11 protein-coding genes are annotated in these 13,404 nt (G+C 66.2%); 9 read left to right on the top strand and 2 right to left on the bottom strand.

Translation table 11 applies throughout. From position 1 onward, the window contains the following. Nucleotides 1-70: 70 nt before the first annotated feature. Nucleotides 71-280 carry a cold-shock protein gene (locus ACEN9G_RS19730; protein ID WP_056136492.1) on the bottom strand — a complete coding sequence of 70 codons (210 nt, stop codon included), beginning with the start codon at nt 278-280 and terminating at the stop codon, nt 71-73. 347 nt (nt 281-627) lie between these two features. Here ACEN9G_RS19730 and ACEN9G_RS19735 point away from each other — a divergent pair, with 347 nt between their 5' ends. Further along, nucleotides 628-1,764 carry a sensor histidine kinase gene (locus ACEN9G_RS19735; protein ID WP_413340481.1) on the top strand — a complete coding sequence of 379 codons (1,137 nt, stop codon included), beginning with the start codon at nt 628-630 and terminating at the stop codon, nt 1,762-1,764. 197 nt (nt 1,765-1,961) lie between these two features. Then, nucleotides 1,962-2,273: a hypothetical protein gene (locus ACEN9G_RS19740; protein ID WP_413340483.1), complete on the top strand. Its 312-nt coding sequence runs from the start codon at nt 1,962-1,964 to the stop codon at nt 2,271-2,273. A 200-nt stretch (nt 2,274-2,473) separates the two neighbouring features. On the opposite strand, the gene ACEN9G_RS19745 is transcribed toward ACEN9G_RS19740, so the two are convergent. Further along, nucleotides 2,474-3,409 carry a LysR family transcriptional regulator gene (locus ACEN9G_RS19745; protein ID WP_413340485.1) on the bottom strand — a complete coding sequence of 312 codons (936 nt, stop codon included), beginning with the start codon at nt 3,407-3,409 and terminating at the stop codon, nt 2,474-2,476. A 144-nt stretch (nt 3,410-3,553) separates the two neighbouring features. On the opposite strand from ACEN9G_RS19745, the gene ACEN9G_RS19750 reads away from it, so the two are divergent. The 7 genes from ACEN9G_RS19750 to ACEN9G_RS19780 all read left to right on the top strand — a co-directional run bounded on the left by ACEN9G_RS19750 (nt 3,554) and on the right by ACEN9G_RS19780 (nt 13,346). Beyond that, a complete protein-coding gene (locus ACEN9G_RS19750; protein ID WP_413340487.1) occupies nt 3,554-4,327 on the top strand; it encodes a putative hydro-lyase in 774 nt (257 codons plus the stop codon). A 27-nt stretch (nt 4,328-4,354) separates the two neighbouring features. After that, nucleotides 4,355-5,632, top strand: coding sequence for an MFS transporter (locus tag ACEN9G_RS19755; RefSeq protein ID WP_413340489.1), 1,278 nt, complete (start codon nt 4,355-4,357; stop codon nt 5,630-5,632). A gap of 93 nt (nt 5,633-5,725) precedes the next feature. After that, on the top strand, nt 5,726-9,367 hold the full coding sequence (locus ACEN9G_RS19760) for a hydantoinase B/oxoprolinase family protein (RefSeq protein ID WP_413340491.1): 3,642 nt from the start codon (nt 5,726-5,728) through the stop codon (nt 9,365-9,367). A gap of 22 nt (nt 9,368-9,389) precedes the next feature. After that, on the top strand, nt 9,390-10,463 hold the full coding sequence (locus ACEN9G_RS19765) for a porin (RefSeq protein ID WP_413340493.1): 1,074 nt from the start codon (nt 9,390-9,392) through the stop codon (nt 10,461-10,463). Between the two features lie 97 nt (nt 10,464-10,560). Next, the gene (locus ACEN9G_RS19770) at nt 10,561-11,121 is read left to right on the top strand and encodes a hypothetical protein (protein ID WP_413340495.1); all 561 of its coding nucleotides are present in this window, start codon (nt 10,561-10,563) and stop codon (nt 11,119-11,121) included. Nucleotides 11,122-11,230: 109 nt separating this feature from the next. Beyond that, entirely contained in the window at nt 11,231-11,941 is a 711-nt protein-coding gene (gene imuA / locus ACEN9G_RS19775) for a translesion DNA synthesis-associated protein ImuA (RefSeq protein WP_483126872.1), read from the top strand. Beyond that, a complete protein-coding gene (locus tag ACEN9G_RS19780) occupies nt 11,871-13,346 on the top strand; it encodes a Y-family DNA polymerase (RefSeq protein WP_483126873.1) in 1,476 nt (491 codons plus the stop codon). The genes imuA and ACEN9G_RS19780 overlap by 71 nt, the downstream gene beginning before the upstream one ends. Nucleotides 13,347-13,404: the final 58 nt, after the last annotated feature.

Here is a 13,404-nt window from a genome sequence, read left to right on the forward strand (position 1 = left end):
GTTTTCTTTTTATTGCGGTTGAAACGCCCACGCTATCTGCGTGGTGCATTTCGGCAATTAATCAGACCGATTAAATAGCGCGGATATTTCCGGCTTTTTCGCCCTTGGGGCCGGTCGAGCGCACGAACGAGACGCGCTGGTTTTCGGCAAGGCTCTTGAAACCTTCCGATTGAATGTCCTGGAAATGGGCGAACAGGTCGCCGCCGCCTGCGTCAGGCGTAATGAAGCCGAAGCCTTTGGAATCGTTGAACCATTTCACGGTGCCGGTTTGAGTAGTCATTTTGTTTCAGTCCTTAAAGTTGCTTTGGGCAAGACGCCCGGAATGCAGTACGACCAAGAGAGTAAGGAGGAAATCAAACAGGACCGCCGGGAGGCGAACGGGAGAGAAAGACCAACAATAACAACGACTTGATGTAGTGCCAGAAGAAAGATACAGGACTTTCCCGAATTCACCTAATTATTTCGGATTTATTTTCGATAGGCAGGTTTTGTCGAATTATCCATTGGGTGGGGAATAACGCTGTTATTATCATTTACCCCTTCGATGCGAATGTCGCGGAATCGGGTAATACAAGGTTATTTATGACAACGAGGCAATATAGGCTTGCCGATTTCATACGCGACAATATGGAAGCGATCCTGCAGGAATGGGAGAATTTTGCGCGCACGATCGAACCGCCGGCCTTGACGATGGATGACGAAGAGCTACGCGATCACGCGCGCCTGATGCTGCTCACCTTCGCGGACGATCTCGGCTGCCACCAGTCCGACCGGGAGCGTATCGCCAAATCCAGGGGGCAGGGCAAGCACGACGGCGAGGAAACGGCCGCCGAAGCGCATGCCCAGGCCCGCCTGTTGTCCGGCTATACCGTCGTGCAACTGGTGTCCGAGTACCGCGCCCTGCGCTCGAGCGTGCTGGCGTTGTGGCGGGACGCGGCGCCCGGGAGTCGCGCCACGGACATGGGCGACATGGTGCGCTTCAACGAGGCGGTCGACCAGGCCCTGGCCGAGTCGGTGGCGCGGTATGAGCAACTGGTCAAGCAATCGCAGAACATGTTCCTCGCGATCCTCGGCCACGATCTGCGCAATCCGCTGGGCACGCTGGTCAGCGGGGCGAGTTTCGTCATGCAGGCAACCGATATCCCGCCGAAGTACATCCTCGTGGCGACACGGATGTTCAGCAGCGCCAAACGCATGAGCAAGCTGGTCAACGACCTGATCGACTTCACCCGCACCCATCTGGGGCCGGGCATGCCGATCCGCGTCCGGCAGGGCAGCATGGTGTCGGTGTGCCGGCAGGTGGTCGATGAATTGCGCACCTTCCATCCGGAGCGGTGGATCGAACTGGACGTGCCGCCCCTGCTGGATGCCGTGTTCGACGACGGCCGCGTCGCACAGATGCTGTCCAACCTCATCGGCAATGCCATCCAGTACGGCGACAAGAATGCCCCGATCCGGGTCGGCCTGACCGCCACCGACGACGATATCATCCTTGCCATCAATAACCAGGGCCCGCCGATCCCGCCCGACAAGGTGTCGACCGTGTTCGAGCCCCTCGTCCGCGTCGCCGCCCGCATCGGCAGCGACCAGGCCGAGCACACCAGCCTCGGTATCGGCCTGTTCATCGCGCGCGAAATCGTGCACGCCCATGGTGGGCAGATCCATGTCGCGTCGAATGCGGAGGATGGCACGACCTTCACGGTGACGCTGCCGCGGCGCGCGCAGGATCGGCGGTTGGCCGACGGCCCGTCCAGCAACGCCTGAGCGGCATTTGCATAATTGCTGTATCGTGTGTCCACGCGTCCCGGATTGTTGTCCTCCTTGCCATGCCCTTCGGGGCGGTCCTGTCTAGCTCTCTTCCGTCATCAAGCTTTGCTGCCGTTGCACGACCCGCGATGGGACGGGCGACTTCTCCGTGCCGCGTATCACCAAGACAACCATAAGGCTGAAACAGAACTGCGATGAATGAAGAATCCTACGATATGGATGATGCAGTGGCGGCCATCGAAGCACTCCATGACGCGCTTGCGTGCGATCTGGAGGAGCTGGAAACGCGTATCCGCGCACTGGGGCATTCCGTTCTCCTCGTGCCGGAACCCGGCAACCCGGAAGTGTCCGAATTTTTCGAAGCGCGCGCATCCCTGCACAGCGGCCTGGCCAGTATTGCCGAGGTATTGGCATGGATCCAGTTGAAAACCGAAGAAGATCCCGAAGGTGAAGTCGCCACCGCCCTCCAGCCTCTGCCGAAGCTGCGCGGATGCGTGATCCATTAATTTGACTGGAGAAAACAATGAGTAAAAGCCAGGACGCGAAAAAGTCCACGAAGAAGGAACCGGCCAAGACCGCAAAGGAAAAGAAGGCGGACAAGAAAGTCAAGAAGGAAGAGAAAAAGCGCCAGCAATGACGCTGTCGCCGCGCCGTCCGGCCTGACGGACGCGCTCAGCCCGGGCTCTCGCCCAGCCCAGGCTCTCGCTCAGCCCAAGCTCTCGATATACTGCCCGTCCACCTGCGCGCAATACTCCGCGCAGGCCGCGCGCACCGCAGACGCCGCCGCATGCACCGCCACGGGCGCGTTCGTGCGCCGGCTCATCGACACGATGATCGGCGGCGGCACGGGCTGCAGCGGCACCTCCATGAATTCGCCGTTCTCGAGATGGCTACTGACGAACAGCCAGGGAATCGCGGCCACGCCGAAGCCGTTGCGGATCAGCTGGATGATGGCGGCCACGGACGGCGAACAGGTGATGCGCGTCTGTTCCAGCGGCACCGCGCTCAGGTTGGCGAGCCGGGTGACGATGTCTTCCAGCATCCGGTGCGGCTGCGTGCCGCGCCCGAACGTCAGGATCGGGAATTGCAGCAGGCGTTGCGCCAGGCCTTCGCGCTGCGGTGCCAGCAGGCCCGCGCGCGCGATCCAGCGCACGGGATAGACGGCCAGCGGCTCGGACGTGATCTCGCTGCTGTTCACGCCTTCGATGCCGACCACCAGGTCGAGCTCTCCCGCCAGTAAACGTTTTTCCAGCGTCGTGCTCATGTCCACGACGAGATCGATTTCCAGCTCCGGGAAACTGGCGTTCAGCTGGCGTACGGAATGCGCGAGCCAGCTGTGCACCACCGTCTCGATCACCCCCAGCCGCAGCCGGCCCCGCACCGCGCTTTCCGTGCGCGCCGCCTCGCGCAGGCGCCGCGTCGCGTCCACGACGGCCTTCGCGTGGTTCAGCAGGTAGTCCGCGTTCGGCGTCAGCCGGAATTCGCGCGTGCTGCGGTCGATGAGTTCCGTCTGCAGTTCTTCTTCCAGTGCCTTGATCCGCAGCGAGATCGCCGCCGGCGTCGCATGCATGGCGCGGGCCGTCGCGCGGACGCTGCGCAGCTGGGCAAGGGTGATCAGGGTTTCGAGGAAACGTGTATTCATGGCGTCAAGAATACTTTATGCATGAGGGGAACGGATCAAAAGCGCGTTTAGGAAAACTTAACACATGCGGTAAAAATAAGTGGTTTGGCGGAAACGGACGATGCATCTATGCTTGTTTCCATGTCATTACCACGCGAGAAATCCATGAAACCGATCCAGTTCCGTCGCCTGGTCCGCGCGGGCGAATTCCGCAAGCCGACCGCCGGCGTCTGCGGCGGCTATGCCCAGGCCAATCTCGTCATCCTGCCGGACGCGCATGCCCATGATTTCCTGCGCTTCGCCCAGCGCAATCCGAAAGCCTGTCCGCTGCTCGCGGTTGGCGAGCCGGGCGCGTGGAACGTGCCGGCGCTCGGCGCGGATCTCGACCTGCGCACCGATGTCCCGGCCTATTACGTGTACCGCGACGGCGAGCTGGCGGAAGCGCCGGTGTCGCTGGAAGGCCTGTGGCGCGACGACCTGGTCGCGTTCGCGATCGGCTGTTCGTTCTCGTTCGAGGAAATGCTGCTGGCCGCCGGCATCCCGCTGCGCCACATCGAACAGGGCCGGAACATCGCCATGTACCGCACGAACATCCCGAACGCGGCGGCGGGGCCGTTCGGCGGGAACATGGTCGTGTCCATGCGCCCGTTGAAGGCGCAGGACGCGATCCGCGCGATCCAGATCACGAGCCGCTACCCCGCGATCCACGGGGCACCGGTGCACCTGGGCGACCCGCGCCTCATCGGCATCGCCGACCTGGCGCGGCCCGACTACGGCGACGCGGTCGAGGTCATGGCGGACGAGATTCCCGTGTTCTGGGCCTGCGGCGTCACGCCGCAGGAGGCGATCCGGGCGGCGCGCCTGCCGTTCGTGATCACCCATCGCCCGGGCTACATGCTGGTGACCGACATACCCAACGCTTCGCTGGCGACGCTGTAAAAAAACAAACCCACAAACGGAGACGACATGAACACACAAGAACTCGCGCAGGAGCGCGCGGAGGATACGAGCCATTTCGGCTGGCTGCGCCAGCTCACGAAAACGGAGCGCCGCACCTTCATCGGCTGCAAGGTCGGCTACGCGCTGGACGCGATGGACACGCAATTCCTCAGCTTCGTCATTCCCACGCTGATCGCGACCTGGGGCCTGTCGAAAGGCGACGCCGGCCTGATCGGCACCGTCACGCTGCTCACGTCGTCGCTCGGCGGCTGGCTGGCCGGCATCCTGTCGGACCGCATCGGCCGCGTGAAGACGCTGCAGCTGACGATCCTGTGGTTCGCGCTGTTCACGGTGCTGAGCGGCTTTGCCCAGACCTTCGACCAGCTGCTCGTGACGCGCGGCCTGATGGGCTTCGGCATGGGCGGCGAATGGACGGCCGGCGCGATCCTGATGGGTGAGGTCATCCGCGCGAAGGACCGCGGCAAGGCGGTCGGCATGGTGCAGGCCGGATGGGCCCTCGGCTGGGGCGTCTCGGCGCTGCTGTACGCGCTGATGTTCTCGCTGCTGCCCCCCGAACTGGCGTGGCGCTCGCTGTTCCTGCTGGGGATCCTCCCCGCCATCTTCGTCATCTACATCCGCCGCTTCGTGGAAGAGCCGGACGTGTTCCTGGCCGAGCAGCGCCGCGGCGCACAAGCGGAGCAGGCGAAGTTCACCGAGATCTTCTCGCCGCAGATGCTGTCGACGACCGTGCGCGCCGTGCTGCTGACGACCGGCGCGCAGGGCGGCTACTACGCGATCACGACCTGGCTGCCCACGTTCCTGAAGACGGAACGCCACCTGACGGTGCTGGGCACCGGCGGCTACCTGGCGATGGTCATCGCCGGCTCGTACGTCGGCTACATCGTCAGCGCCTACCTGACGGACCGCCTGGGCCGCAAGCGCAACTTCATCCTGTTCGCGGTCGGCTCGCTGGCGATCGCGCTGGCCTACACCCGGCTCCCGGTCACCGATAACGTGATGCTGCTGCTCGGCTTCCCGCTCGGCTTCCTCGTCTCCGGCGTCTTCAGCGGCATGGGCGCGTTCCTGACCGAGCTGTTCCCGACCCGCATGCGCGGTTCGGGCCAGGGTTTCTGCTACAGCATGGGGCGCGCGATCGGTTCGCTGTTCCCGTTCGCGATCGGCGCGGTCGGCCAGACGGTCCCGCTGGGCCACGCCATCGGCCTGTTCGCGGCCGGCGCCTACGGGATCATGGTCCTGGCCGCGCTGACCCTGCCCGAGACCCGCGGCAAGCGCCTCGAATCCTGATCCTTCCCTGATTTCACACACGACGATATCGCGCGCGGCGCACGAGGGCACCGCTGTGCCTGTGCGCCCCCCGATTCTTGAAGAGGCAAGACCATGTACCCACAGACCAACCACGACAACACGCCGCGCCAGCGCTGGCAATTCTGGATCGACCGCGGCGGCACGTTCACCGACATCGTCGCGCGCAAGCCGGACGGCGCGCTGGTGACGGCCAAGCTGCTGTCCGAAAATCCCGAGCAGTACCGCGACGCCGCCGTCGCCGGCATCCGCCGCCTGCTCGGCATCGCGCCCGACGCGCCGATCACGCCCGACCTCGTGGAAGCCGTCAAGATGGGCACGACGGTGGCGACGAACGCCCTGCTGGAGCGCAAGGGCGAGCGCACCGCGCTGCTGATCACCAAAGGGTTCAGGGACGCGCTGCGCATCGCCTACCAGAACCGTCCGCGCCTGTTCGACCGCCATCCCGTGCTGCCGCAGCTGCTGTACGAACGCGTCGTCGAAGTCGACGAGCGCGTGGGCGCGCACGGCGACGTGATCGTGCCGCTCTATACGGCTGCCGTACGTATGCAACTGGCCGACTTGCATGCCGCCGGCTTCCGCTCCGTCGCGATCGTGCTGATGCACGGCTACCGCTACCCCGATCACGAGCGCACGATTGCCGCCATCGCGGCGGAAACCGGCTTCACGCAGGTGTCCGTCTCGCACCAGGTCAGCCCGATGATGAAGCTCGTCTCGCGCGGCGACACGACGGTCGTCGATGCGTACCTGTCGCCGATCCTGCGCCGCTATGTGGACCAGGTCGCGGCCGAGATGGAAGGCGTGCGCCTGCTGTTCATGCAGAGCAATGGCGGCCTGACGGGCGCGCACCGCTTCCAGGGCAAGGACTCGATCCTGTCCGGTCCCGCCGGCGGCATCGTCGGCATGGTCGGTACGGCACGCAAGGCCGGCTTCGACAAGCTGATCGGCTTCGACATGGGCGGCACGTCCACCGACGTGTCGCACTACGCGGGCGAACTGGAACGCGAATTCGAGACGCAGGTGGCCGGCGTGCGGATGCGCGCGCCGATGATGAGCATCCACACGGTGGCGGCGGGCGGCGGTTCGGTGCTGCACTTCGACGGCAGCCGCCTGCGCGTCGGCCCGGACAGCGCGGGCGCGAATCCCGGCCCGGCCAGCTACCGCCGCGGCGGTCCGCTCACGGTCACCGACTGCAACGTCATGCTCGGCAAGATCCAGCCCGCGCACTTCCCGGCGGTGTTCGGCCCGCACGCGGACGAGCCGCTGGACGCGGCCATCGTGCGCGAAAAATTCTCGGAGATCGCCGCGCGCATCGAACGCGAGACGGGCCAGCGCCGCACGCCGGAAGAGGTGGCCGAAGGCTTCCTGGAGATTGCGGTCGGCAGCATGGCCAACGCCATCAAGTTCATCTCGGTGCAGCGCGGCCACGACGTGACGGAATACACGCTGGCCACGTTCGGCGGCGCCGGCGGCCAGCACGCGTGCCTGGTGGCCGACGCCCTCGGCATGACCCGCATCTTCGCCCACCCGTTCGCCGGCGTGCTGTCCGCGTACGGCATGGGCCTCGCGAGCCAGACGGCGATGCGCGAGCGGACCATGGAAACGGCGCTGTCCGACGACACGACCGGCGCGGTGCGCGCCGCGCTCGATGCGCTGGCGCGGGAAGCGACCGATGAACTGCTGGCGCAGGGCATCGCGCTTGATGCCGTGCGCGTCGTCAAGCGGGCGCACCTGCGCTACGAAGGCACGGATTCCGTCATCATCGTGCAGCACGACAGCGTGGCCTCGATGCAGGTGCAGTTCGAGGAAGCGTACGGCAAGCGTTATTCGTTCCTCATGCCTGACAAGGCGATCGTCATCGAGGCGATCTCGGTGGAAGCGATCGGCGCCACGGACGCCGGCAGCGCGCACGCCGCCGATCCCGCACCGCGCACCGCGCCGCTGGCACCGCACGAGACGGTGGCCGTGTATTCGGGCGGCGAGTGGCACGACAGCGCGCTGTACCTGCGCGCGCAGACGCGGCCTGGCGACCGCATCGCGGGCCCCGCGATCATCGTCGAGGCGAACGGCACCAACGTGGTCGAACCGGGCTGGATCGCGGAAGTCACGGCGGACGACAACCTCGTGCTTCAGCGCGTGGCGCCGCGCGCGCGCCGCAAGGCCATCGGCACCGAGGCCGATCCGGTCATGCTCGAAGTCTTCAACAACCTGTTCATGAGCATTGCCGAGCAGATGGGCCTGCGCCTGCAGAACACGGCGGTGTCGGTGAACATCAAGGAGCGCCTGGACTTCTCGTGCGCGCTGTTCGACGCCGAGGGCAACCTGATCGCCAACGCGCCGCACATCCCCGTCCACCTGGGATCGATGGGCGCGAGCATCCGCACCGTGATCGAAGCGAACCGCGGCCGCATGCGCGCGGGCGACGTCTACATGCTCAACGACCCGTACCACGGCGGCACGCACCTGCCGGACATCACCGTGATCACGCCCGTGTTCGACCGGGCAGGGAAGGACATCCTGTTCTACGTGGCGTCGCGCGGCCACCATGCGGACGTGGGCGGCATCGCGCCCGGGTCGATGCCGGCGAACAGCCGCAGGGTCGAGGAAGAGGGCGTCCTGATCGACAACTTCCAGCTGGTGCGCGAAGGCCGCTTCCTGGAACGCGAGACGATGGCGCTGCTGCGGTCGGGCGACTACCCGTGCCGCAACGTGGCGCAGAACATCGCCGACCTGCAGGCGCAGGTGGCCGCGAACCAGAAGGGCGTCGAGGAACTGCTGAAGATGGTCGACCAGTTCGGGCTCGACGTCGTGCAGGCCTACATGCGGCACGTGCAGGACAATGCCGAGGAAGCCGTGCGCCGCGTCGTCGGCGCGCTCACGGACGGCAGCTACACGTACCGCCTGGACAACGGCGCCGAGATCAAGGTGGCGATCCGCGTGGACCACGCGGCGCGCACGGCCGACATCGACTTCACCGGCACGTCGCCCCAGCTCGACAACAATTTCAATGCCCCGAGCTCGATCTGCATGGCGGCCGTGCTGTACGTGTTCCGCACGCTCGTCGACAACGACATACCGCTCAACGCGGGCTGCCTGAAGCCGCTGAACGTGATCATCCCGGCAGGGTCGATGCTCAATCCGCGCTATCCGGCGGCCGTCGTCTCGGGTAACGTGGAGACGTCGAGCTGCATCACGAACGCCCTGTACGGCGCGCTCGGCGTGCAGGCGTCGTCGCCCGGCACGATGAACAATTTCACGTTCGGGAATGCGGACTACCAGTACTACGAAACCATCGCGGGCGGCTCGGGCGCGGGCGAGGGTTTCAATGGCACCGACGTCGTCCAGACCAACATGACGAACTCGCGCCTGACGGATCCGGAGGTGCTCGAATGGCGCTATCCGGTGCGCCTGGACAGCTACGAAATCGCGCACGACTCCGGTGGCCGCGGACGCTGGCATGGCGGCAATGGCGGCGTGCGCAGGATCCGCTTCCTCGCGCCGATGACGGCCTCGATTCTGTCGAACAACCGCATCGTCCCGCCGTTCGGCATGGCGGGCGGAGAGCCCGGCAAGTGCGGCCGCAACTACGTCGTGCGCGCCGGCGGCAGGGTCGAGGAACTCGGCTTCGTGGCGACGACGGAGGTGCAGCCGGGCGACGTGTTCGTCGTCGAGACGCCAGGCGGCGGCGGGTATGCGCCGGCCGCGAACTACGAATAACCACAACGAGAAAGGGACAACGATGAAAACAATCCTGTGTGCCGGCGCGCTGGGCGCGCTCTGCATGAATGCCGTCGCCGCGGATGGCGCGTCGGTCAGCGTGTATGGCCTGGTCGACGTCGCGCTCGTCCGGGAAACGGGCGGCAGCGGCGGCGACGTCACCAAGCTCACGAGCGGCGTGGGCGCCGGCTCGCGGCTCGGCTTCAAGGGCCGCGAAGAACTGGGGAACGGCATCGCCGCCATCTTTTTGCTGGAGAGCGGCTTCCAGGCCGACACCGGCGCGCTGGGGCAGGGCGGGCTGCTGTTCGGGCGCCAGGCATATGCGGGGCTGCAGGGCGGCTTCGGCACGCTGACGGCGGGCCGCCAGTACACGCCGCAATACCTGACGGTGGTGATGGCCGATCCGTTCGCCTCCGGCTACGCGGGCGATTCGAAGAACCTGATGGCCCCGACCGGCAACTCGGCCAGCCGCATGGACAACTCGCTGAAATACGTATCGCCCGCCATCGGCGGCGTGAGCGCGGAACTGGTGTATGGCGCCGGCGAGGTGACGGGAGACAGTGCAGCCGGCCGCCAGTTCGGCGGTGCGCTCGACTACACCAGCGGCCCGCTGCGCGTGCGGCTCGGCTACCACAACCGCAACAACGACACCGCGGCAATCAAAAATGCGGGCAGCGCGAAGAACACGGTGCTGGCCGCGGTCTACGACTTCGGCGTCGTGAAGGCGCACGTCGCGTACGGCGTCGACAAGGGCCTGAACAGTTCCCTGCTGCGCAACACGGCGAACCCGTACGGCCGGCCCGTCACGCCGGTCGCATCGAGCGACAGCCGCGACGTGCTGCTCGGCGCGACGATCCCGTCCGGCCCGCACACGTGGATGGTGTCGTGGATCCACAAGGACGACCGCGGCGCGCTCGACCAGGATGCGAGCCAGTATGCGCTGGGCTACCGCTATGCGCTGTCGCGCCGGACCGAGCTGTACACCTCGATCTCGCACATCGTGAACCGGCATGGCGCCAGCTATACGGTGGGCAGCGCCATCGAAGGGGGATCGGGGAACGGGGCGGTCGATGTGGGGATACGGCATGCGTTTTGATTGCGTAGGCATTCAAGACGATTAAGCTTGCCAAAACCCGATGGAAATACATGCTGTATGACCATGCAGCATGTATTTCCATCATACCGGATGCACCATGTCTCCTTCTCCCTTGCTTACGCCCGAAGTCGTCCTGCGAAACTACTTTCATGCCAAGGATGAAAATCGCCCCTGTTTGCTGGACCGCGTTTTCACATCCGATGCATCGCTCCACATCGACAATAGTTGCAGCAACATCACGTTCCCGACAGTCACGCAAGGGCGCGGCGCCATCGCCGATACGCTGGTCACGCAGTTCAACAAGACCTACGAGAACATCTACTCTTTCTATCTGGCGCGCCCGCCGGAAGCTGCCGATGCTTTCTGCTGCGCGTGGCTCGTCGGAATGACAGAGAAGGACACGAAGAACACCCGCGTCGGATGCGGCGCCTACGACTGGACGTTCAGTTCCGGATCGCCGCGTTTGGCCAGCGCGCTCGTGATTTCCATCCATGCCATGGTGGTGCTTCCGCCGAGCACGGCCAGTCTGGTATTTCCGTGGCTCCAGCGCGCGGGCTACCCTTGGACTTCGGCAGCGCAGGCTTGCAAATTCGCGCCGCCGCTGCCTGAGCTGGATCCCGTTGTTCAGTATCTCAGGCGCCAGGCCATCGGCGCCTGAGCCTTCCATCGAGAGGACACGCCTCGTCCTCTAATTCAAGAAGATTAACCTTGCCAAAACCTGATGAGAATAGTACTGTATGTTTATACAGTATTTCTTCGCATCATACATGAATTGCTCAGGTTCAATATCTGCAGCGCCGGAATCCTTGCATCCGTCGCTCTGGCTTGCCTCGCAGCTGGCGCGTAGCGACACGCGCTGCATCGATACCGGCCATCCCACGCTGTCCGCCCAGTTGCCGGGCGGCGGTTGGCCGACGGGCACGCTCGTCGACCTGCTGCTGCAACAGCCCGGCATCGGCGAGATGCGCCTGCTGCGTCCCGCGCTGGCGGCGGTGGCGCAGCGGCGCATCGTGCTGCTGCAGCCGCCGCATCCGCCCCAGGCGCTGGCCATGGCCGCGCTCGGGGTGCCGCCCTCGCAACTGATCTGGCTGCGCGCGACCCGCACCGCGGACGCGTTGTGGGCCGCGGAACAGGTCTTGCGCAGCGGCAGTTGCGGGGCGCTGCTGTTTTGGCAGAACAATATCCGCGCCGAAAACCTGCGCCGCCTGCACCTGGCCGCGCAGGCGGGGGAAACCCTGTTCTTCATGATGCGCCCGCTGGCGGCCGGGCAGGACGCCTCGCCGGCGCCGCTGCGCCTGTCCCTGCGGCCGCAGGCGGGCGGCATCGAGATCGGTTTCGTCAAACGCCGCGGGCCGCAGCGTGACGCGACGCTGTTCCTTCCCTTGACCTCTTACCTGCCCAATCGCCATGCGCCTGTGGATCGCACTGCACCTGCCCCGGTTGCCGCTGGAGGTGTTCACACCGAGCTGGTCCACTGACACGGGCAGCGTCGTCCTCGAGCAGGAGCGCGTGCTGGTGGCCTCGCCATACGCGCAGGACGCCGGCGTGCGCACCGGCATGCGCCGCGGCGGCGTGCTGATGCTGCTGCCGGACGCGCGCATCCACGAGCGCGCGCCGGCGCTGGAGGCGGACGCGCGCCAGGCGGTGGCGCTGGCCCTGCTGCAATACACGCCGCAGGTCGCGGAAGGGGAGGAATCGACCCTGCTGATGGACGTGGGCGCCAGCCTGCGCCTGTTCGGCGGCATCCGCGCGCTGTGCCGGCGCGTGCGCGCCAACGTGCGCGCGCTGGGCTTCACGGCCTCGCTCGCGTGCGCGCCCACCGCGCGCGGCGCGTGGCTGCTGGCGCGCGCGAGCGCGGGCCGCGCCGTGCGCATGGAAGCGCTGCTGCGCCGGCTCGACCGGCTGGCCGTACTCCTGATGCCGCCGGCGCGGCCGTACGCCGCGTGGTTCGACGGCATCGGCTGCCACACGCTGGGCGACCTGCGCCGCCTGCCGCGCCCCGGCCTGCAGCGGCGCTGCGGCCGCGAGCTGCTCGACCTGCTCGACGCCGCCTACGGCCTCGTGCCGGAACTGTACGAGTGGATATCTCCGCCGGAAACCTTCCGCGCGCGCCTGGAACTGTACGACCGCATCGACGACGCCGACCTGCTGCTGGCGGGCGCGCAATGCCTGCTGCTGCAGCTGACGGGGTGGCTGTGCGCGCGCCAGCTGGCGGTGGAGCGCATCACCCTGCAGCTGGAGCACGAGCGGGGCCGGGTCGCGCGCCCGCCGACCGGCGTCGAGGTCGTGCTGGCCGAGCCGACGTGGCGCGACGAGCACCTCGTGCGCCTGCTGAAGGAACGCCTGGGCCGGCTGACGCTGGAGGCGCCCGTGATCGGCCTCGCGCTGGAAGCGCTGCAGGTGCGGCCGATGGCGCCGCCGAACGCGTCGCTGTTCCCCGAGCCGGGCGGCAGCGAGGAAGACCGCATGCGCATGCTGGAACTGCTGGCCGCGCGCCTGGGCCCGGAAAACGTCCTGCAACCGCTGCCGCTGGCCGACTACCGCCCGGAACAGGCCAACGTCTGGGTGCCGGTGCAGCAAAAGGTCAGCGCCAAGGCCCGCAACGCGCAACTGCCGCCCGACGTCCTGAGCCTGCCGCGTCCCACATGGCTGCTGGCGCGGCCGATCGCGCTGCTGATGCGCGATCACCGGCCGTTCTATGGCTCACCGCTGCGGATGGCGTCGAATCCGGAGCGTATCGAGGCCGGCTGGTGGGATGGGCCGGAGACGCGCGACTACTTCATCGCCGAGGGACTCGATCACACGCTGTACTGGGTGTATCGGGAGCGGATCGGCATGGGGGAGGATGGGCCGAAGTGGTTCTTGCACGGGTTGTTCGGGTGAGAAAAATTTTTTATGGTGGACCGCAACTTTCAGGCTGCCGTCGGCGAACTGGGGAGTA

The organism is Massilia sp. Masssp94 (assembly GCF_059491305.1).

Coding starts and splice junctions, on each gene's coding strand:
- ACEN9G_RS19730 (WP_056136492.1), bottom strand. CDS start 280: ATGACTACTCAAACCGGCACCGTGAAATGGTTCAACGATTCCAAAGGC.
- ACEN9G_RS19735 (WP_413340481.1), top strand. CDS start 628: ATGGAAGCGATCCTGCAGGAATGGGAGAATTTTGCGCGCACGATCGAA.
- ACEN9G_RS19740 (WP_413340483.1), top strand. CDS start 1,962: ATGAATGAAGAATCCTACGATATGGATGATGCAGTGGCGGCCATCGAA.
- ACEN9G_RS19745 (WP_413340485.1), bottom strand. CDS start 3,409: ATGAATACACGTTTCCTCGAAACCCTGATCACCCTTGCCCAGCTGCGC.
- ACEN9G_RS19750 (WP_413340487.1), top strand. CDS start 3,554: ATGAAACCGATCCAGTTCCGTCGCCTGGTCCGCGCGGGCGAATTCCGC.
- ACEN9G_RS19755 (WP_413340489.1), top strand. CDS start 4,355: ATGAACACACAAGAACTCGCGCAGGAGCGCGCGGAGGATACGAGCCAT.
- ACEN9G_RS19760 (WP_413340491.1), top strand. CDS start 5,726: ATGTACCCACAGACCAACCACGACAACACGCCGCGCCAGCGCTGGCAA.
- ACEN9G_RS19765 (WP_413340493.1), top strand. CDS start 9,390: ATGAAAACAATCCTGTGTGCCGGCGCGCTGGGCGCGCTCTGCATGAAT.
- ACEN9G_RS19770 (WP_413340495.1), top strand. CDS start 10,561: ATGTCTCCTTCTCCCTTGCTTACGCCCGAAGTCGTCCTGCGAAACTAC.
- imuA (WP_483126872.1), top strand. CDS start 11,231: ATGAATTGCTCAGGTTCAATATCTGCAGCGCCGGAATCCTTGCATCCG.
- ACEN9G_RS19780 (WP_483126873.1), top strand. CDS start 11,871: ATGCGCCTGTGGATCGCACTGCACCTGCCCCGGTTGCCGCTGGAGGTG.